The organism is Paraburkholderia sp. J67 (assembly GCF_905220265.1).
Taxonomy (GTDB): Bacteria; Pseudomonadota; Gammaproteobacteria; order Burkholderiales; family Burkholderiaceae; genus Paraburkholderia.
Window position 1 is genome coordinate 93249 of sequence record NZ_CAJMZK010000019.1, and the last position, 19073, is coordinate 112321.

General features: G+C 66.8%; 16 protein-coding genes and 1 pseudogene. 4 read left to right on the forward strand and 13 right to left on the reverse strand.

The features are described 5' to 3' along the window. Nucleotides 1-8: 8 nt before the first annotated feature. A complete protein-coding gene (locus U5782_RS28045) occupies nucleotides 9-386 on the forward strand; it encodes a glycine zipper domain-containing protein (RefSeq protein ID WP_322047144.1) in 378 nt (125 codons plus the stop codon). Nucleotides 387-464: 78 nt separating this feature from the next. On the opposite strand, the gene ugpQ is transcribed toward U5782_RS28045, so the two are convergent. From ugpQ to pilM, 8 genes and pseudogenes are all read right to left on the reverse strand, one after another. Beyond that, nucleotides 465-1223 (reverse strand): glycerophosphodiester phosphodiesterase, encoded by a 759-nt coding sequence (gene ugpQ, locus U5782_RS28050; protein ID WP_322047145.1) that lies wholly within the window; start codon nucleotides 1221-1223, stop codon nucleotides 465-467. Between the two features lie 61 nt (nucleotides 1224-1284). Beyond that, a pseudogene (locus U5782_RS28055) lies at nucleotides 1285-2412 on the reverse strand (deoxyguanosinetriphosphate triphosphohydrolase); the annotation flags it as partial. A gap of 299 nt (nucleotides 2413-2711) precedes the next feature. Next, nucleotides 2712-3803 (reverse strand): 3-dehydroquinate synthase, encoded by a 1092-nt coding sequence (gene aroB, locus U5782_RS28060; RefSeq protein WP_322047146.1) that lies wholly within the window; start codon nucleotides 3801-3803, stop codon nucleotides 2712-2714. A 64-nt stretch (nucleotides 3804-3867) separates the two neighbouring features. Then, nucleotides 3868-4422: a shikimate kinase gene (locus tag U5782_RS28065; RefSeq protein ID WP_322047182.1), complete on the reverse strand. Its 555-nt coding sequence runs from the start codon at nucleotides 4420-4422 to the stop codon at nucleotides 3868-3870. Nucleotides 4423-4583: 161 nt separating this feature from the next. Next, the gene (locus tag U5782_RS28070; RefSeq protein ID WP_322047147.1) at nucleotides 4584-6170 is read right to left on the reverse strand and encodes a type IV pilus secretin PilQ; all 1587 of its coding nucleotides are present in this window, start codon (nucleotides 6168-6170) and stop codon (nucleotides 4584-4586) included. Beyond that, a complete protein-coding gene (locus U5782_RS28075; protein WP_322047148.1) occupies nucleotides 6167-7060 on the reverse strand; it encodes a hypothetical protein in 894 nt (297 codons plus the stop codon). The genes U5782_RS28070 and U5782_RS28075 overlap by 4 nt, the downstream gene beginning before the upstream one ends. Then, a complete protein-coding gene (locus tag U5782_RS28080) occupies nucleotides 7057-7713 on the reverse strand; it encodes a fimbrial assembly protein (RefSeq protein WP_322047149.1) in 657 nt (218 codons plus the stop codon). Before U5782_RS28080 ends, U5782_RS28075 begins: the two co-directional genes overlap by 4 nt. Beyond that, complete coding sequence (gene pilM, locus U5782_RS28085) at nucleotides 7710-8720, reverse strand: pilus assembly protein PilM (protein WP_322047150.1); 1011 nt, start codon at nucleotides 8718-8720, stop codon at nucleotides 7710-7712. The genes U5782_RS28080 and pilM overlap by 4 nt, the downstream gene beginning before the upstream one ends. Nucleotides 8721-9019: 299 nt before the next feature. Here pilM and U5782_RS28090 point away from each other — a divergent pair, with 299 nt between their 5' ends. Beyond that, nucleotides 9020-11479, forward strand: coding sequence for a penicillin-binding protein 1A (locus U5782_RS28090; protein WP_322047151.1), 2460 nt, complete (start codon nucleotides 9020-9022; stop codon nucleotides 11477-11479). Nucleotides 11480-11578: 99 nt separating this feature from the next. Here U5782_RS28090 and cyaY read toward each other — a convergent pair whose 3' ends face one another. Next, nucleotides 11579-11896 carry an iron donor protein CyaY gene (gene cyaY, locus U5782_RS28095; protein ID WP_322047152.1) on the reverse strand — a complete coding sequence of 106 codons (318 nt, stop codon included), beginning with the start codon at nucleotides 11894-11896 and terminating at the stop codon, nucleotides 11579-11581. Nucleotides 11897-11931: 35 nt separating this feature from the next. On the opposite strand from cyaY, the gene lptM reads away from it, so the two are divergent. Further along, nucleotides 11932-12261 (forward strand): LPS translocon maturation chaperone LptM, encoded by a 330-nt coding sequence (gene lptM, locus U5782_RS28100; RefSeq protein ID WP_322047153.1) that lies wholly within the window; start codon nucleotides 11932-11934, stop codon nucleotides 12259-12261. A 37-nt stretch (nucleotides 12262-12298) separates the two neighbouring features. Further along, nucleotides 12299-13570, forward strand: a complete 1272-nt coding sequence (gene lysA, locus U5782_RS28105; RefSeq protein WP_322047154.1) for a diaminopimelate decarboxylase — start codon at nucleotides 12299-12301, stop codon at nucleotides 13568-13570. 77 nt (nucleotides 13571-13647) lie between these two features. Here the strand turns inward: lysA and msrQ are convergent, their stop codons facing one another. The 4 genes from msrQ to U5782_RS28125 all read right to left on the reverse strand — a co-directional run bounded on the left by msrQ (nucleotide 13648) and on the right by U5782_RS28125 (nucleotide 19026). Next, nucleotides 13648-14349: a protein-methionine-sulfoxide reductase heme-binding subunit MsrQ gene (gene msrQ / locus U5782_RS28110; protein ID WP_322047155.1), complete on the reverse strand. Its 702-nt coding sequence runs from the start codon at nucleotides 14347-14349 to the stop codon at nucleotides 13648-13650. A 32-nt stretch (nucleotides 14350-14381) separates the two neighbouring features. Continuing rightward, nucleotides 14382-15392: a protein-methionine-sulfoxide reductase catalytic subunit MsrP gene (gene msrP, locus U5782_RS28115; protein ID WP_322047156.1), complete on the reverse strand. Its 1011-nt coding sequence runs from the start codon at nucleotides 15390-15392 to the stop codon at nucleotides 14382-14384. Nucleotides 15393-15534: 142 nt separating this feature from the next. Continuing rightward, a complete protein-coding gene (gene ccsB, locus U5782_RS28120) occupies nucleotides 15535-16767 on the reverse strand; it encodes a c-type cytochrome biogenesis protein CcsB (protein WP_322047157.1) in 1233 nt (410 codons plus the stop codon). A 54-nt stretch (nucleotides 16768-16821) separates the two neighbouring features. Continuing rightward, nucleotides 16822-19026 carry a cytochrome c biogenesis protein ResB gene (locus U5782_RS28125; RefSeq protein ID WP_322047158.1) on the reverse strand — a complete coding sequence of 735 codons (2205 nt, stop codon included), beginning with the start codon at nucleotides 19024-19026 and terminating at the stop codon, nucleotides 16822-16824. Nucleotides 19027-19073: the final 47 nt, after the last annotated feature.

Consider the following 19073-nt stretch of genomic DNA (forward strand, 5'->3'; position numbering starts at 1 on the left):
GCCATTTCATGAGCGCATTCCCGAACACGCGAGACGCCCTCGGAGAATCCTGGACCCGCACGGGCCGCCATGCGAAGCGCATTGCGCGCCGCGGCCGCAGCGCCGCCGCCGACATCGCCGACGAACTGAGAGAGCTGCTCGGCGAGCTGGAAACCACGCTGGGCGACGGCACGCAGGCCGACGCCGCCGCCCTGCGCGCGGACGTTCGCAAACGCCTCGATGCGGCGCGCGAACGCCTCGAAGTCGCCCGGGTCGCTGCGCGCGAACGCGCGGGCGAAGCGATGGATAACGCCGACGATTACGTGCACGCCAACCCGTGGCAAGCGATCGCCATCGTGGGCGGCGTCGCGCTGGTCGCAGGCGCGATCCTCGCGCGTTGCCGCTAAGACGAACCTTTCGTTTTGCAGAGGCCGCGCGCGCTGCCTGGCTTGCGCGCTGGAGAGCCGGGCCGGCCGGGCCGCGACTTAGCCGCCGAGCGAGTGCGGCCCGATCAGATCGATACGGTCGGTGCAGATCGTGTCCACACCCCAGCCAGCCAGTTCGCGCGCGCGCTCAAGCTCGTTCACCGTATAGGCGAGGATGAACAGTCCCGCTTCCTTGACGCGGGCAACGAGCGCCTGATCGAGATGCCGATGGTTCGCGTGCAGCGAGACGCAGCCAAGCGCGCCCGTCTGCTCGCGCCAGTCGTCGGGCACCCGGTCGAACAGCAAGCCGCGCGGCAAGTCAGGCGCGATCTCTTGTGCGGCCGCCAGCGCCTCGTACGAGAACGACGACAGCAACGGCGGCACGCCCGCCGCCGCTTTCTTGCCCAGCCAGAGCTTTGCCGTTTCCGCACCGACGATACGGCCCGTCTCCTTTTCCCGCCCCGGGCACGGCTTGATCTCCACATTCGCCGCCAGCCCTTCCTCGCGACAGCATTGCGCGGCCTCGGCGAGCGTCGGCATGTGCTCGCCTTCGAAGCGCGGATCGCACCAGCTGCCCGCGTCGAAAGCCGCGATCTGCGCGTAACGCAGTTGCGCCGCCGCGCCGCGCCCGTTCGAGGTGCGCTCGACGGTGTCGTCGTGCAGCAGGAAGGCGATGTTGTCGGCGGAAAGCTTCGCGTCGAACTCCACCATCGTCTGCCCGAAGCCCGCGCCCACGCACAGGCCTGCAAGGGTGTTCTCGGGCGCGAGCGTGCCGCCGCCACGATGAGCGGCGACGCGCGGATACGGCCAGGTTTTCATTGAATCGACTCCAGATGTTCAGGTGAGCGTAGCGACGCCCGGCGTACCGACGCCCGGCATCTCAAACCTCGTCTCCCACCACGAACAGACGCCGATACTCCTTGAGCGCGTATCGGTCGGTCATGCCCGCGATGTAATGCGCGATCAGGCGAGGCTGCGCCGCTTCGTCGTGCGTCTGGTAGGCAGGCGGCAGGAGACGCGGATCCTCGCTGAACGTCTCGAATAGCCCCTTCACGACGCGCCGCGCCTTGTTCGCCATGCGCATCACCCGGTAGTGGCGATACAGATTGCGGTACAGAAAGCGCTTGAGCGCGGCCGCCTGCGCCGCGACGCGCTCGCTATGCGCGACGATGGGGGGTGCTGCGCGCACGTCGTCGAGCGAGCGCGGCGCATGCACGGCGAGATTGCGGCGCGTCTGACCGATCAGATCGACGATCAGCGTGTTGATGATGCGCCGCACGGTCTCGTGCACTAGCCGCCGCCCATCGATGTGCGGATACTCGGCGCGCGCGGCATCGTAGTGATCTTGCCAAAGCTCGACTTCGGCAAGCTGCTCGATGGTGAGCAGGCCGGAGCGCAGCCCGTCGTCCACGTCGTGATTGTTGTAGGCGATTTCGTCGGCGATATTGGCGATCTGCGCCTCGAGCGAGGGCTGGCGTCCGAGCAGAAAGCGCTCGCCCAGTTCGCCGAGATGGCGCGCATGTTCGCGCGAGCAATGCTTGAGAATGCCCTCGCGCGTCTCGAAACAGAGATTCAGCCCGTCGAACGCGCCATAGTGCTCTTCCAGCTCGTCGACGACCGCGAGACTTTGCAGGTTGTGTTCGAAGCCGCCATGCTCGCGCATGCATTCGTTGAGCGCGTCCTGGCCCGCATGGCCGAACGGCGTATGGCCGAGGTCGTGGGCCAGCGAAATCGCTTCGACGAGGTCTTCGTTCAGGCGCAGGTTGCGCGCCACCGAACGCGCGATCTGCGCGACTTCGAGACTGTGCGTGAGCCGCGTGCGAAACAGATCGCCTTCGTGGTTCACGAACACCTGGGTCTTGTATTCGAGCCGGCGGAACGCCGTGGAGTGAACGATGCGATCGCGGTCGCGCTGGAATTCGCTGCGCGCGGCGGGCGGGGGTTCCGCGAAGCGGCGGCCGCGCGACTGCGAGGAATGCGCCGCATAGGGCGCGAGGCCAGGTTCGAGTGTGGATTCGATATCGGCCTGGGTATCGGCTTCAAATCCGCGTGCAAGCCCGGCTTCGCTCGCGTGACGCGCGAACGCCGGACGGTCTGCCTGAATGCCTGCGGCGCGTGCTTCGTCGTCTGCCGCGCCTCGGATGTCGCTGCGGGTGTCGCTCAACGGGTCCTCCGCAAGGATCGCAAAGTGGACGGCCGCGGCCTCGTGGGCGTGGGCCGCCGTTCAGCTTTACATCGGCACTGCATGTTGTCCGCCGTGTTCGCGCGCCATGTCTTCAGCGCGCGCAGCACGCCAGGCGGCTGACGTCAGCCCTTGACCGTGGCCGCCAGCGTAGCCTGCACGGCGTCGTCGGGCGCAAGGCCAATATGCGTTTCGCCGAAGCGCTTGAGCAGGATGAACTTGATCGCGCCGCCTTCGGCCTTCTTGTCCACCTGCATCAGCTCGACGTAACGCTCGGCGCCCAGCGCCGGCGCCTCGTGCGGCAGATGCGCCGCCTTGACGACATTGACGAGCCGCGCGCGCGAGTCTTCGTCGAGCATGCCCATGCGCACCGACAGTTCGGCCGCCATCACCATGCCACAGCCCACGGCCTCGCCGTGCAGCCACTCACCGTAGCCGAGACCCGCTTCAATCGCGTGACCAAAGGTGTGACCGAAGTTGAGAATCGCGCGCAGGCCGCCTTCGCGCTCGTCGGCCGCCACCACCGACGCCTTGATCTCGCACGAGCGCTTGACCGCGTGCGCGAGCGCAGCAGGCTCGCAACGGTTGAGCGCGTCCACGTTCGCCTCGATCCAGTCGAAGAATCCCGCGTCGGCGATCGCGCCCGTCTTGATGACTTCGGCCACGCCCGCTGCCAGTTCGCGCGCGGGCAGCGTGCGCAGCGCGCCGATGTCGGCGATCACGGCCTGCGGCTGGTAGAACGCGCCGATCATGTTCTTGCCAAGCGGGTGGTTGATCCCGGTCTTGCCGCCCACCGACGAATCCACCTGCGAAAGCAACGTGGTCGGCACCTGGATGAAGGGCACGCCGCGCATGTAGCAAGCCGCCGCGAAGCCCGTCATGTCGCCCGTCACGCCGCCGCCCAGCGCGATCAGCGTGGTCTTGCGGTCGGCGCGCGACGTCAGCAGCGCGTCGAAGATCTGATTGAGCGTTTCCCAGTTCTTGTGGGCCTCGCCGTCGGGCAGCACGACGGTGTTGACGTCCTTGCCGAGCGGCGCGAGCGCACCGCGCAGTTTGTCGCCATACAGCGGATCGACGACGGTATTGGTGACGATCGTCACCGACTTGCCGGCGATATGCGGCGCGAACAGCGCCGTCTGGCCGATCAGGTCGGAGCCGATGTGGATGGGGTAGGCGCGGTCGCCCAGTTCGACGTTGACGGTAATCATGCCAGGCAATAGTTCAAAGTGTGGGGCGCAACGGTGAGGCTCGGCGATGTAGGGCGACGGCGCGGGAAAAACGCTACTCGGGCGCCGGGGAACGCAGAACGCCCGCCATGTCGAGCTGCATGAGCACCATGTTGACGAGACCGTTCACCGACGGCCGGCCAGTCTCCAGCACGAAATCCGCGACTTCGCGATAGAGCGGATCGCGCTGTTCGTAGAGCGCCTCGAGACGCCCCTTGGGATCTTCGGTCTGCAGCAGCGGCCGGTTCTTGTCGCGGCGCGTGCGCAGCCACAGGTCGTGCGGATGGGCGCGCAGATAGACGACGAAGCCGCGCTCCTTGAGCGCCGTGCGGTTTTCGGGCCGCAACACCGCGCCGCCACCGGTGGCGAGCACGATACCTTCGCGCGCGCTCAGCTCATCGATCATCTGGGCTTCGCGCTCGCGAAAACCCGCCTCGCCTTCGAGTTCGAAGATCACCGGGATGCGCGCGCCGGTACGCGCCTCGACCTCGTGATCGGAGTCGAAAAACGGACGCTCAAGCCGGCGCGCGACCGCCCGGCCCACGGTCGTCTTACCGGCGCCCATGAGCCCTACGAAAAATACATTGGCGTTTGCGTCCCGCACTTGCAGCGTTTCCTACGAAAGGTTGGTGCCGCAGCTTACTGGCAAAGCGGCGGCGTTGTCGAGCCTGCGGGCCGCACAGTCCGGCCCCTTTTGGACCCGCTGCGCGACATTTCACTCATTCGGGGACACATTGCGCGCGACATTTGCACGCGTCGCGCGAGCGGTGCTCATTCCGCGCTGACGACACGCGGCGTGATGAACACGACCAGTTCGCTACGTTTGTCCCAATGGGCGCGATGTGAAAAAAGCACGCCCAAAAGCGGTATTTTGCCCAGGAGCGGGACGCGCGTCACATCATCGCGATCATCGCTCGCGTCGATCCCTCCAATCGAGACCGTACCGCCGTCCTCGATTTCCACGCGCGTCTGCACGTGTTTGGTGTTGATCGCCGGCCCCGCGGCGGTTTGCTCGCCCACACTGTCCTTGGCCACGTCGAGGTCGAGGATCACGCGGCCATCGGGCGTGATCTGCGGCTCGACCTCCAGTTTCAGGCTGGCGCGTCGAAATTGCACGCCCGACACGCCCTGCCCGACCTTGGCCTGATACGGCAGTTCGGTGCCCTGCTCGACAACCGCCTTGGTCCGGTCGGCGGTAACGACGCGCGGGCTCGACACGACGCGCCCGCGCCCCTCGGCTTCGAGCGCGCTCAGTTCGATGTCGAGCAGGCGCGTGGCGCGCGCGGCAAGCAAGGTGAGACCCAGTTGCGCGGCCTCGAAACCGTTCAGCGCGCCCGCACCGAGGTCGAACATCTTACCTTCGCCGTCGCCTGTTCCGCCGCGCAACCCGCGCACGGTGCCGTCCACGTTGTACGGACTCACGCCAAGCCGCACGCCCAGCTCGCGCGACAGGCCTTCGTCCCCTTCGACAATGCGCGCTTCGATCAACACCTGGCGCGCCGGTGCGTCGAGTCGCTGGATCAGCGCAGCGATCTGGTCCAGGCGCGCGGGCAGATCCGTGACGAAGAGCAGATTCGTGCGCGTATCGGCCACGGCGGCACCGCGTTTGGACAGCGCGCGCTGCGTGCCCGATCCGCTCAGCAGCTTGCGCAGATCCTCGGCGCGCGCGTACTGGAGCTCGAAGGTGCGGCTCACGAGCGGTTCCAGGTCGGCGGCGCGTGCATGCGCCTCGAAGCGCTGGCGCTCGCGAGCGGCGAGATCCGCGGCGGGGGCGACCCAGAGCACGTTGCCGGTGCGTTCGAGCGCGAGACCGTTCGAGGCCAGCAGCAGATCGAACGCCGCGCGCCACGGCACGCGATCGAGCCGCAGCGTCACCTGACCGCGCACGCGTTCGCTCGCGACGATGTTGAGCTTCGTGAACTGCGCGAAGGCGTGCAGGACGGCCGTGAGCTCGGCGCGCTGGAAGTTGAGCGAGATCGGCCGGTCGGGCGGCAAACCGTCGTCGCCTGGCTTCGCATCGCTCAGACGTGCCGCCGCGGGCAGCGGCGTGGGCGGGCCTTCGAGCGGTTCGGCGGCGGGTGCTGCGGGAACGGTGGCTGCGGTCGGTGCGGCCGCCGTTTCCGATACCGGAGCCGCGACTGCGCCGCCACTGGCGCCGTCGTCAGCACCACTGCCGGACGCGAACGGATTTGCGACCCAGCCGGTGGACGCGGCAGGTTCACCCTCGGGCAACGGCGGCACCTCGGAGCGTGCGACCGACGCCGCAGCCGTGCGCCACACGGGAAGCGGCGGCGGCACGGCAGCCTGCGCGGCCGACGAGGATAGCGCCAACGCGAAGGCAAGCGCACGCGGCATCATCGATCCGCCCCCGCCCAATGCAGCGTCTGGGTCGCACCGTCGAGCGCGAGCACCACACGCGCCGGATTCACTTCCAGCACGCGTGCGCCCGCGAGCGTGGTGCCAGCCTGTACCGCCGTCGTGCCCGAGGCGGTCTCTACCAGCGCAACAGCGCGACCGCGCTCCACCAGCACGCCCGCGAGCCGCATCGCCGCGTCTTCCGTAGCGCCCGAAGCACGCCCCAACCGATCCGCAAAGGGATCGGCCAACGCACCGCCGTCCTGCGCATCTTGCGCAAACGCGATCGCGGGCAAGCCGTCGAACACCTGGAGCGTCGCCGATATCGCGAGACCGCCCGCGCCGCGCCTGAGCGTCAGCTCCACGGGCACGGCGAGTTCGGGCAGTTCCGCGAGGCCATCGAGGAAATCACGCAGTTGCGCAAAACTGCCCTGCGCCATGAGCTTCGTCCCGCGCGACACCGGCATCTTGCCGCTGCCCGGCGAAACGGGTTCCAGAGCGACGAGCGCGAGCCCCGCCTGCGCGGCGAGTTGCGAGACGTCGCGCATGTCGTCGGCGGCGCTGCCGTGGCGCGGGCGCTGCGGCCAGTCCTGCGCGTCGCGCCGCAGGGCAGGCAGGCGTGCCAGCGTCTGGCGCGCCGACACCAGCCGCGCCTGAGCGTCGGCCAGCGCGACGCCCGCGGTTTCGCGCCCACCCACATCCATCGTCACGCAGGCGGCCCCCGTCAGCACGGCGGCGACCACGCCCAGCGTCAGCGCGAAGGCCGCACGGCGGCGCGCGCTCCAGGCATGCAAGGGCCGCCAGCCGCGCAGGCTCGCGCTGAAAGCGCCCCGGCGCCCGCGCGAGAACGCGGGCACACCCATCAACGGCGCAGCGGAACTCAGCTCGGTCATTTCGCCCCCTTTGCATCGACGGTGCGCACCGCGACCGTTTTGTTCGCCACGCGCGCTGCGGCCCCCTTCCATACGAGCCGCGCCACCACCTTGATCGGCGCGCCCTGTGTCATGCGATCGCGCGCGGCAGTTCGGGTGCTACCGGCGTCCTGCCCTCGCGTCATCTCCCGCACATTGACCGCCTCGATGCCGCCGAGCGCGTGCAGGCGTCCGAGCCACGCGGCCGCCGTGGCCTCGTCGGTCGCGCTCGCATGGAGTTCGGTTTCGTCGGCGTGCTGAATGAGTTGATCGAGCACCACGCCGTCCGTGCGCACCTGCGCCAACGCCTCGACGAGCGCGAACAGTTGCGTGAGCGGCCGCGCCTTTTGCTGTGCCTCTCGCAACGCGGCGGCACGTTCGTCGGCTTCGCGGGCGAGCCGCCGGGCCTGCGCGAGCGGTGCGCCCAGTTGCGCCATCTGCTGTTCGATGCTCGCGCGCCGCGCTTCTGCCCGGGCTCGCTCGAACACCTGCCAGCCCGCCACGACCGACCCGAGCACACAGCCGATCGAGAGCGCCGCCAGCCATTCGAGCGCGCGCCGCCTGTGAAGCCGCCGCACGGCGGCGAGGCGCCACGGCAACAGGTTGAAGCCGTCATCCCGGATTCGCGCGCTCATTCGTGCACCCCGCGCATCGCGAGCCCGAACGCCACCGCGCACGCCGGGTCATGCAGTAGATGGGTTTCGAGCGGGTGGTCGGCGTCGGCAAGCGGCGCGCATTCGAACGGCAGCACCGGGCAGCCGAGCACGTCGCCGATATCGGCGAGCGAAAAGTGAACGCCACGCAGCAAGGCGAGATCGCCCGCCACGAATGCGCAACCGGTCTGCTCGCTGCCCGCCAGATCGCGCAACGCCTCGACGAGATCGGTGTGCTCCAGCGCCGGAAAACGCATCGTACGCACGATGGAATCATCAGCGAGGAACCAGCCGTGCACGCCGTCCGATCCCACCCAGAGCGCCGCCCAGGCCTCATGCGGCGGCAGCTCGAAGGCCGCCGCATGACGCATCGCGCGCAGCGCGGCGTGGCCTTCGTCGTCGAGCGCGCAGAGCGCGATGCCCGCCATCGCCGCGCATTCGACGCGCGACTCCAGATAGGCGCGCGCCGTGGCCGCGATCATCACCTTGGCCTCCTGCGCGCAGGCGAGGTTGCAATCGAGCGCAAGCGGCCCCACGCGCCAGTCCACGGCAAGTTCGTGCCGCTCGATCCCGGCGACCCGTTCCGCCTCGGCCAGCACCAATGGCTCCAGTTGCGTGTAGAGGCCCGAGGCGTCGGCGGGTTCCGCAACCCCGTGCGGGTGCGCCGCCAGACGCGCGAGCGGCACGGACGCGAGCAACGTCGCGCCCGTGGGCAGCGCCATCGCGCAGCGCAGCGAGGCCTCGGCGCAGGCGCGCGGCAAGGCGCCGAACGCGGCCTGAAGCGCCGCCACCAGCGCCGCGCGATCGACGATCTCCGCGCCCGCGAGCGCTTCGCGCGCGAGCGGCACGCGACCCAGCCACTCGATGCGCAGCGGCCCGCCGCCGAATACCCGCTGGCTCAGCACGACCAGCGTGACGCCGCGCGCGTGCACATCGACACCCGCCGCGTAACGGCGTGCCCCCAACAACAGTGGATTGAGCAGGCTCATCGCCACCCTCCCTTGTGCGTGGCGCCGCGAACCATTCGCGGCGCGCCCTGGGGGAAATTGTGCGAAGCGGCGCCTGCGGCGAATACTCGGCCAGATGGCCAATCTTCACGGCAAGTTTGCGGCAGGTCCCGCCGCCGATCTTCTCGCGCATTCGAGACGCAGCTAGAGTGCTCCTATATTTCAGTACCCCTGCGCAGCCCCCGCGCGCAACCCGGCCCCGCATTGCTTCAGGCGTAAGCATTTCGAAAGCGCGCCAGGGTGGACGGCTATAATCGCGGGACTGTTTTTCCGGTGTCCGTATGCAAGAAGCCCAGCCTCCCTCGTCCGTCCCGCCGTCCACGCCGCCCGAGCCCGCCGCGCCGAAGAAGCGCCGTCGGCCCTGGTGGTCGCGGCTGCTCATCGGCTTCTTCGTATTGATCGCGGGCGGGCTCGCCTGCGTGGCGCTCGTGCTCGGCTATGCGCTGATCGTCGCCACGCCCAATCTGCCGTCGCTCGACGCGCTCACCGACTATCGCCCCAAGGTGCCGCTGCGCATCTACACGCGCGACCACGTGCTGATCGGCGAATTCGGCGAGGAGCGGCGCGACATCGTCCATTTCCAGGACGTGCCGGACAACCTCAAGAAGGCGATCCTCGCGATCGAGGACGCACGCTTCTACGAGCACGGCGGCGTCGATCTCACGGGCATCGCGCGCGCGGGCATCGTGGCGCTCACCAACGGCCACGCCTCGCAGGGCGCGAGCACGATTACCATGCAGGTGGCGCGCAACTTCTTCCTGTCGAGCGAGAAGACCTACACGCGCAAGATCTACGAGATGCTGCTCGCCTACAAGATCGAGTCGAAGCTCTCGAAGGATCAGATCCTCGAGGTCTACATGAACCAGATCTATCTGGGACAACGCGCCTACGGCTTCGCGAGCGCGGCGCGCGTGTACTTCGGCAAGGATCTGAAAGACCTCACGCTCGCCGAATGCGCGATGCTCGCGGGTCTGCCCAAGGCGCCGTCGGCCTATAACCCGGTCGTCAATCCGAAGCGCGCCAAGGTGCGTCAGGAGTACATCCTGGAGCGCATGCTGGAGCTGCACTACATCACCCAGCAGCAGTACGACGAAGCCGCCGCGCAGCCGCTCGTGGTCAAGGGCCAGGGCAAGGAATTCAGCGTACACGCCGAATACGTGGCGGAAATGGTGCGCCAGATGATGTACGCGCAGTACCACGAGGAGGCCTACACGCGCGGCCTGAACGTCGTCACGACGATCGATTCGGCCGATCAGGACGTGGCCTACCGCGCGCTGCGCAAGGGGCTGATGGACTATGAGCGCCGGCACGGCTATCGCGGACCCGAGGCCTTCATCGACCTGCCCACCGACGCCGACGACCGCGAACAGGCCATCGACGACGCGCTGCTCGAACACCCGGACAACGGCGAGCTGGTCGCGGCCGTGGTCACGGCGGCGAGCCCGAAGGCCGTGCAGGCGACCTTCATGGACGGCAACAATGCCAGCATCACCGGCGACGGCCTGCGCTTCGCGCAGTTCGCGTTGAGCACGCGCGCGCAGCCGAGCCAGAAAATCCGGCCCGGCGCGATCATCCGCGTGGCGCGCAACAACGCAGGCGAATGGTCGATCACGCAGTTGCCGCAGATCGAGGGCGCGTTCATTTCGGTCGTGCCGCAGGACGGCGCGATCCGCGCGCTGGTGGGCGGCTTCGACTTCAACAAGAACAAGTTCAACCACGTGACCCAGGCGTGGCGCCAGCCGGGTTCGAGCTTCAAGCCGTTCATCTATTCGGCCTCGCTCGACAAGGGCCTCGGGCCCGCCACCGTCATCAACGACGCGCCGCTCTTCTTCAGCGCCGCAGAAACCGGCGGCCAGGCGTGGGAGCCGAAGAACTACGGCGGCGGCTTCGACGGGCCGATGTCGATGCGCACGGCGCTCATGAAGTCGAAGAACCTCGTGTCGATCCGCATCCTCAACCACATCGGCACGAAGTACGCGCAGCAGTACATCACGCACTTTGGCTTCGACGCGGATCGCCATCCGGCCTATCTGCCGATGGCGCTGGGCGCGGGTCTCGTGACGCCGCTGCAGATGGCGGGCGGCTACTCGGTGTTCGCCAATGGCGGCTACCGCGTGAACCCGTATCTGATCGCCGAGGTCACCGACCAGCGCGGTGGCGTCGTTGCGCAGGCGCAGCCGCTCGTAGCGGGCGAAAACGCGCCGCGCGCGATCGATCCGCGCAACGCCTACATCATGAACAGCCTGTTGCAGAGCGTCGCCCAGCGCGGCACGGGCGCGAAGTCGAACGTCCTCAAGCGCACGGATCTCGGCGGCAAGACCGGCACGACCAACGATTCGCGCGACGCATGGTTCGCGGGCTATCAGCACACGCTCGCGGCCATTGCGTGGATTGGCTACGACAACCCGCGCAGCCTTGGCGACAAGGAAACCGGCGGCGGCCTCGCCCTGCCTGTGTGGATCGACTACATGCAAACGGCGCTCAACGGCGTGCCCGACTACAAGATGCCGATGCCCGACGGTGTCGTCACGCTCGGCGACGAGCTCTATTACGCCGACTCCACTCCGGGCCACGGCTTTGTCTCGACCGTGGGCATCAGCCAGGCGGCGCTGCAGGCGGCTGCAAGCGGCGACTCTTCTTCAGGCTCGGGCGGCGAGGCCGGCACGGGTGCCGCACCTGAGCCCCAGCAGGTCAACGCCAAGGAAAAGGAAGACATCATGAACCTGTTCCGCGGGCACTGAGCCCGACTCCGCGCAGGCTTCAAAAAGCAGAACGGGCACCCTGGGGTGCCCGTTCTGCTTTCTGGCGCTCATTGCTGCGCGCGCAAAGTCACCCCGTCATCACGGTGCGAACTTCACCGGCTCGCCGGCCTGCTCGGTCGCATACGCCGTGAGCGCCGAGAAGAACTCGGTGCCCGTGCGCGTGTCGTGCCACACGCCGTCGATGAAGCGGTAATGGAAACCACCCGCCTTCGCGGCGATCCAGATCTCTTTCATCGGCGGCTGCAGATTGATGATGATCTTCGTGCGGTTCTCGAATTCGAGCGTCAGAACGTTGCCGCTGCGTTCGAGTTCGATGTCGGCATCGGCCTCGTCCACGGCGCGTTCCACCGCCGCCAGCACGGCCTCCGCGCGGCTCAGGTAGTCACTATCGGGCATGCTAAACTCCACCGGTTAATCATTCAGGGACAATTATGCGTGTCAATTCCCGGATGCGCGCACGGGCATCCCGCGTTTCGACGTCCGCCGCGATTCTAGCCGCTTTCGCGCTCGGCGCAGTGACGCTCACGGGTTGCGGCCAGAAAGGCCCGCTCTACATGCCGACGGTGCCGCCGCTGCCGCAGAAGCCCAACTTCGAAACGCAGCCCGACGATCAGGCGCGCGCAGCCTCGGACGCCCAGACCGGCTCGATCCCCGACACCTCGGGCACGCCGCTTTCGCTGTCCCCGGACCCCGAACTGAATTCCGCACCCGCATCCGCCGCCAGCGCACAGCCGGCGTCCGCCGCGGCACCGGCCCAGTAAGCACCCGCGCCTTCGCGCGCTCAACCTGATTCTTCGCATGACCCAGCCCGCTTTTCACCGCGTCGACGGCCAGCTCTTCGTCGAAGGCGTGTCCGCCGCCGATCTCGCCGCACAACACGGCACGCCGCTTTACGTCTACTCGCGCGCCGCGCTGCTGGCCACGTGGCACGCGTACGCCGACGCCTGTTCGGGTCGCCGCGCGGCGGTCCACGTCGCGGTGAAAGCGAACAGCAATCTCGCCGTGCTCAACGTGTTCGCCCGCGAAGGCGCGGGCTTCGACATCGTTTCGGGCGGCGAGCTCGCGCGCGTGCTGGCTGCAGGCGGCAAGGCTGCAAACACGGTGTTTTCGGGCGTGGGCAAGCATGCCGACGAAATGAAGACGGCGCTCGAAGCAGGCGTGAAGTGCTTCAACGTCGAATCCATTCCTGAACTCGATCGCCTGAACGCCGTCGCGGGCGCGCTCGGCAAGAAGGCGCCGGTGTCGCTGCGCGTGAACCCGGACGTCGATGCGAAGACGCATCCCTACATCTCCACGGGCCTGAAGTCGAACAAGTTCGGCATCGCCTTCGAGGACGCCCGCGCGACCTACCGCGCGGCTGCCGCCATGCCGAACCTGCAGGTGGTCGGCATCGACTGCCATATCGGCTCGCAGATCACCGAAGTGGCGCCGTACCTCGACGCCATCGACAAGGTGCTCGAACTGGTCGACCAGATCGAGTCGGACGGCATTGCGATTCATCACGTCGACGTGGGCGGTGGCCTCGGCATTCGCTACGACGACGAAACGCCGCCGGATATTGGCGCGTTCGTGACCACGGTGCTCGATCGCATCGACGCGCATGGCGCGAAGACGGGCAAGACACGCGAGGTCTGGTTCGAGCCGGGCCGCTCGCTGGTTGGCAATGCGGGCATCCTGCTCACGACGGTCGAGTTCCTGAAGCCGGGCGCGGAAAAGAACTTTGCCATCGTCGATGCGGCGATGAACGATCTCGCACGCCCCGCGATGTACGAGGCGTATCACGCAATCGAGCCGGTCGCGCCGCGCGCGGGCGACGCGCACGCCTATGACATCGTCGGCCCGGTGTGCGAGAGCGGCGACTGGCTGGGCCGCGACCGTACGCTCGCGCTCGAAGCGGGCGACGTGCTGGCGATCCGTTCGGCGGGCGCCTACGGTTTCACGATGAGCTCGAACTACAACACGCGTCCGCGTGCTGCCGAAATTTTGGTCGACGGCACGCGCGCGCATGTCGCGCGCGAGCGCGAGACCGTGCAGCAACTGTTCGCCGGCGAGCATCTGCTGCCCGACTAAGGGCGAACTGCCTCATACGATGAAAAAAGCGACGCCAGGTGCGTCGCTTTTTTGTTGCCTGCGGCGAGCGCGAACGTTCAGGCGCCCAAGGTCTGCCGCGCCTTCACGCGCCCCACGAGCCACACGGCCACGCGCCAGCCCAGCAGCGCCAGCATGATCGCGCCGTAGATTTTCGGCAGCACGAGATCGTGCTTGCCCGACTTCAGCCACCAGAAGTGCAGGATCGCGAGCACGCCGATCGCGTAGATCAGCCGGTGCAGCGTCTGCCAGCGGCGGCCCAGCTTGCGCACCATCGCCTTCGTCGACGTCACGGCGAGTGGGAGTAAAAGCACGAACGCCGCAAACCCCACCGTGATGAAGGGCCGCTTGCCGACGTCCTTGAGCATCGCGGCCACGTCGAACCACTTGTCGAACCAGATGTAGGTGGTGAAGTGCAGCGCCGCATAGAAGAACGCGTACAGCCCTAGCATGCGGCGAAAGCGCAGCAGCGCGTTCCAGCCCGTAAGCCGCCGCAGCGGCGTCACGGCCAGCGTGATGCAGAGAAAAACGAGCGTCCAGAGGCCGGTCGAGCGCGTGATGAATTCGATGGGATTCGCGCCCAGCCGGTCCGTCACGCCGAACAACACCAGACGTGCGAGCGGATACCACGCCGCGACGAACACCGCGACCTTGGCCCAGCGCAGCCAGCGCGAGCCATTCGCCGCCGATGCAGCGGCGGCGGCACGGGCGGACGGTGCGCGTCTGGCGGTGCCGCTTGCGGGTGTGGTCGTCGATTCCATCGTCGGGCTCCGTTGCTTGCTCTAGCTATCCATCAAAAGTTCTTGCGCAGATCCATGCCCTGATACATCGACGCCACCAGATCGCCGTAGCCGTTGAACATCATCGTCTTGCGCTTGGGCGTGAAAAAGCCGTCCTCGCCGATGCGTCGCTCGGTTGCCTGGCTCCAGCGCGGGTGATCGACGTTCGGATTCACGTTCGAATAGAAACCGTATTCGTTCGATGCGTAGGTGTTCCAGCTCGTCGACGGCTGCTTCTCCACGAAACGGATCTTTACCAGCGACTTCGCGCTCTTGAAGCCGTACTTCCATGGCAGCACCACGCGCACCGGCGCGCCGTTCTGGTTCGGCAGCACCTGCCCGTAAAGACCCACGGTGAGCAACGTGAGCGGATTCATCGCCTCGTCCATGCGCAATCCTTCGGAGTACGGCCAGTCGAGAATCGGCTCCGCGAGGCCGGGCATCTGCGAGTGATCGGCGAGCGTGACGAACTGCACGTAGCGCGCGTTGCCGGTGGGCTGCGCGCGCTTGATCAACTCGGCCAGCGGCACGCCGATCCACGGAATCACCATCGACCAGCCTTCCACGCAGCGGTGGCGGTACACCCGCTCCTCCAGCGGCGCGAGCTTGAGAATCTCGTCGATGTCGTAGACCTTGGCGTTCTTGACCTCCCCTTCCACGCTCACCCGCCACGGGCGCGGCCGCAACGTGTGCGCGTTCTGGGCGGGGTCGCCCTTGTCGGTGCCGAACTCGTAGAAGTTGTTATAGGTCGTGACGTCCTTGAACGGCGTGGCCTTGTCGGGCGCGACGAACTTCGCGTTGGTCTTTGCCGCGAGCTTCATGGCCTTCGGGTCGGGCGAAGCGTAAGTGGCGAACGCGTCGCGCGGATCGAAAAGGCCCAGTCCTGCGCCCATCCCGCCGAGCGCGAGCGCGCCCGCCGCCTTCATGAAGCGTCGGCGTTGTTCGAACACTTTTTGCGGCGTGATCTCATGCGCGGCGATATCGTCGCCGTTGAGGATGATCCTGCTGCTGCGCTTGACCCACATGTCGAGACTCCTGTCGATCCGATGATTCGAAGACCTGTAAGCGGGCTAACGCGCGCCAGGCGCAATCCTTCCCGTCACCACGAAAAAAAACCGCCGGTGCGCGAAGCATCCGGCGGTTAGTTCGTTCTGGAGTCTGATCCGGTTACAGCTTGCCGTAACTATGCAGGCCCGACAGGAACATATTGACGCCCAGGAAGGCGAAGGTCGTGACCAGCAGGCCCGTGAGCGCCCACCAGGCCGCCACGCCGCCACGCAAGCCCTTCATCAGGCGCATGTGCAGCCAGGCTGCGTAGTTGAGCCAGACGATCAGCGCCCAGGTTTCCTTCGGGTCCCAGCTCCAGTAGCCGCCCCAGGCCTGCGCGGCCCACAGCGCACCCAGAATGGTGGCGATCGTGAAGAACGCGAAGCCCACGGCGATCGACTTGTACATGACATCGTCGAGCACGTCGAGCTCGGGCAGGCGATCCGCCAGCACACCACGCTCCTTCATGATGTACGCGACGCCCACCATCGCCGAGAGCGCGAAGCTGCCGTAGCCGATGAAGTTCGCCGGCACGTGGATCTTCATCCACCAGCTCTGCAGCGCGGGCACGAGCGGCTGGATCTGCTGCGCGTCGCGCGAGATCGAGTACCACATCAGGAAACCCACGGCCGCGCTGATCACGAGCAGCACGAAGGCGCCGAGCGCACGCGTGGCGTAGTGCTTCTCGTAGTACAGATAGAAGAGCGCCGTGATCAGGCTGAACAGCACGAACACTTCGTACAGGTTCGAGATGGGAATGTGGCCGACGTCCGCGCCAATCAGGTAGGACTCGTACCAGCGCACCATCAGGCCGGTGAAGCCCATCAGCACCGCCGCCCAGGTAAGCTTCGTGCCGATCGCGCCACCCGTTTCCGAGCGGGAAAGCAGGCCGATCCAGTAGAACAGCGTGGCGAGCACGAAGAGCGCGCTCATCCACAGAATGGCCGACTGGCTGGAGAGGAAGTACTTGAGGAAGAAGGCCTGGTCGGCGCGCGCGAGGTCGCCCTGATAAATCTGGATCGCGCCGATCGACATCACCGCGATGGCCGCCATCAGGAGGCGCGAGGGCTTCCAGCGCCAGCCGAGCACGACGAGCGCGGGCACCGTGCCGCACAGCACCAGCTTGTCGTAGTAGTTCATGTGCGCGTGGTAGCGCGAGAGCGCGAAACCCGCGCCCGCCACCATCGCCAGCGCGAACAGCCAGTCCACCACCGTCAGGCGGCGCAGGAAGGGGCGTTCGTCGAAAAGTGTGTCGTGAAGACCGGACGCGCCGTGCGCGTCGTGAGCCGCTGCTGCCGCCGCGCGGTCGGCGCGGCGGGTCTTTGCGGAAGAGGAAACCTGAGTCAAGTCCATGGGCTTACCGGTGTTGATCTTGAGTATCCGAAAAATGCGCGTGGATCGCGTGGATCAAGGGGTACGGTCCGTCCCGCCGTCGCCTGCGCCGGGAGTCTCGGGCCTGGTGCCCAGGGCGCGCGAGACCGCTTCGCGGGTACGGGCAAACTCTTTCTCGAAGTCGAGCGTACGGCGCGCGGTCGACATCGCCATGATGACATCGACGCCCTTGCCGTCCGTCCCGCTACGCTCCTTCAGCCAGAACCACAGACGCCGCTCGCGCACATAGAACATCGAGAAGATGCCGAGCACGAGTAACAGGCTGCCAAGATACACGACTTTCTTGCCCGGCGCGCGCGTCAACTGAAATACCGAAGCTTGCACCTGCTTGAATGAATCGAGCTGTAGATAGACAGGCGATCCGTACAGGAAGCTGTCCGAAACGGCATTGATCGAGTCCTGCACGAAGCGCGCGGATTCGGCGTCGGGCGCGAGCGCGGGCTCGCCCGCCTGGGCGCGCGCGAGCTGCCAGAGGTCCCAGGTCGCGCCTTCGAGCATGCGCAGCAGGAGGCCCGCGGCCTTTTCCTGCTGATCCTTGGGCACCGATTTATCGATGAACGCCGCCACGGCCTGGAAGCCGCCCATCTGCGCCTTCGGTGCGCCTTGCATGGTCGGGTCGGTGCCCGAGAACAGGGTCAGCACGCGCGACGCGCTGTCTTCCAGATGCTGCTGCAACTCACGATTCGAATCGGGGACCGAACGCACCGCGAACTGGTGCGCCGCCTGGGCGCGCAGCGCCGGATCTTCGAAGGCCGCGCGCAACAACATCCACTCCTTCATCGTGCCGCCGCTGTCGGCGGGGATGCGCACGTAGCGGAACGCCTCGTCCGGATTCTCGCGCATGCCCGCGAGGAACATGCGCGCGCCGCCCACATCGACGGGCAGCATGTAGTTGTTGTACTCGCGCGCCTGGCCGTCCTTGTCGCGCACCTTGTATTGCACCGACGGCCCGACGTTATGCAGGTCGAGCGGCTTCGATGTCTTGGCGCCCGAACCCAGACGTTCGTCGAACGCTTCCTTGAGCGTCTGATGCGCCACGCCGCGCACGTCGTTCTGGCCACTGCCGTTCGAGACGTTTTCGACGTTGATCGCACGGAAATCGGCGAATTCGATGGTCTGACCGTCGACGCCCGGCACGCTCTCGCCCGCTGGCAACTTGAGCGGCGCCGAGTTGCCGATGGTGCCGCCGAACGGGAAGCTCTTCGCGGTGGCGCCCGCCATCGGCCAGGCGGTCATCTGCATCTGCGAGCCGCCGTCCTGGAAGCTCGACTGGTAGATCGACACGCCGTCGTATTCGAACGGCTCGTTCACCTCGATGCGCGCCGGGATGCGCTGGCCCGTCTTGTGGTCGATCACGACGATGTCGCTCGCAAACAGCTTGGGCATGCCCGTCGAGTAGTAATCGACGATGAACTTGTTGAGCTGGATGGAGAACGGCAGATCCTGGATGAGCGAGCCGTCGGGCTGATTGAGGATCGCCGTGGAAACGTACTGGCCCTCGGGCACCCACGCGTAGCCGCGGAAGGTCGGATTCGACAGTGACAGGCGATGCTCCGGCGCGATGTCGTTGATGACGGCATTGCTGCGGATCGGCGTCTTGTCGAACAGCCACATCTGGAATTTGATCGGCAGATTGCTGTCCAGCAGCCCGCCGATACAGATCACCACGATCGCGAGGTGGGCAAAGATGTAGCCGATCTTCGTGAGCGCGCCGCGCTTGGCCGCGATCAGCGTCGCGCCTTCGCTCTCGCGCGTGACGAACCGGTAGCCGAGGCGCCCCGCCAGCTTGCCGAGCGTCGCCGCGGTCTCTGCGCGCGTCGTGCCTTCGAGCGCGAACTCGCCCTTGTGATGGAACGCGCGCAGGCTGCCTTCGCGCACCTTGTCCTTCCAGCTCTTCGTGTCGGCGATCATCTTCGGGCCGTTGCGGATCACGCACAGCGAGATCGACACCACCAGGAAGCCGAGGATGGTCATGAACCACCACGCGCTATAGACCGTGTAGAGGCTCAGCGAGCGGAAGATGTCGGCCCAGAACGGGCCGAACTGGTTGACGTAATTGGGATACGGGTCGTCCTGCGTGAGCACGGTGCCGATGATGCTCGCAATCGCCAGCACCACCAGCAGCGAAATGGCGAAACGCATCGAACTGAGCAGCTCGACCGCACTTCTCACCGCCTTCTGGCGGACATTCAACTGCAAACCCTGCGTGGTGACGCTCATTCAAACTCCGCTTCTGGTTCCAACCCGCTGCCATGCGTGGGGGCGCA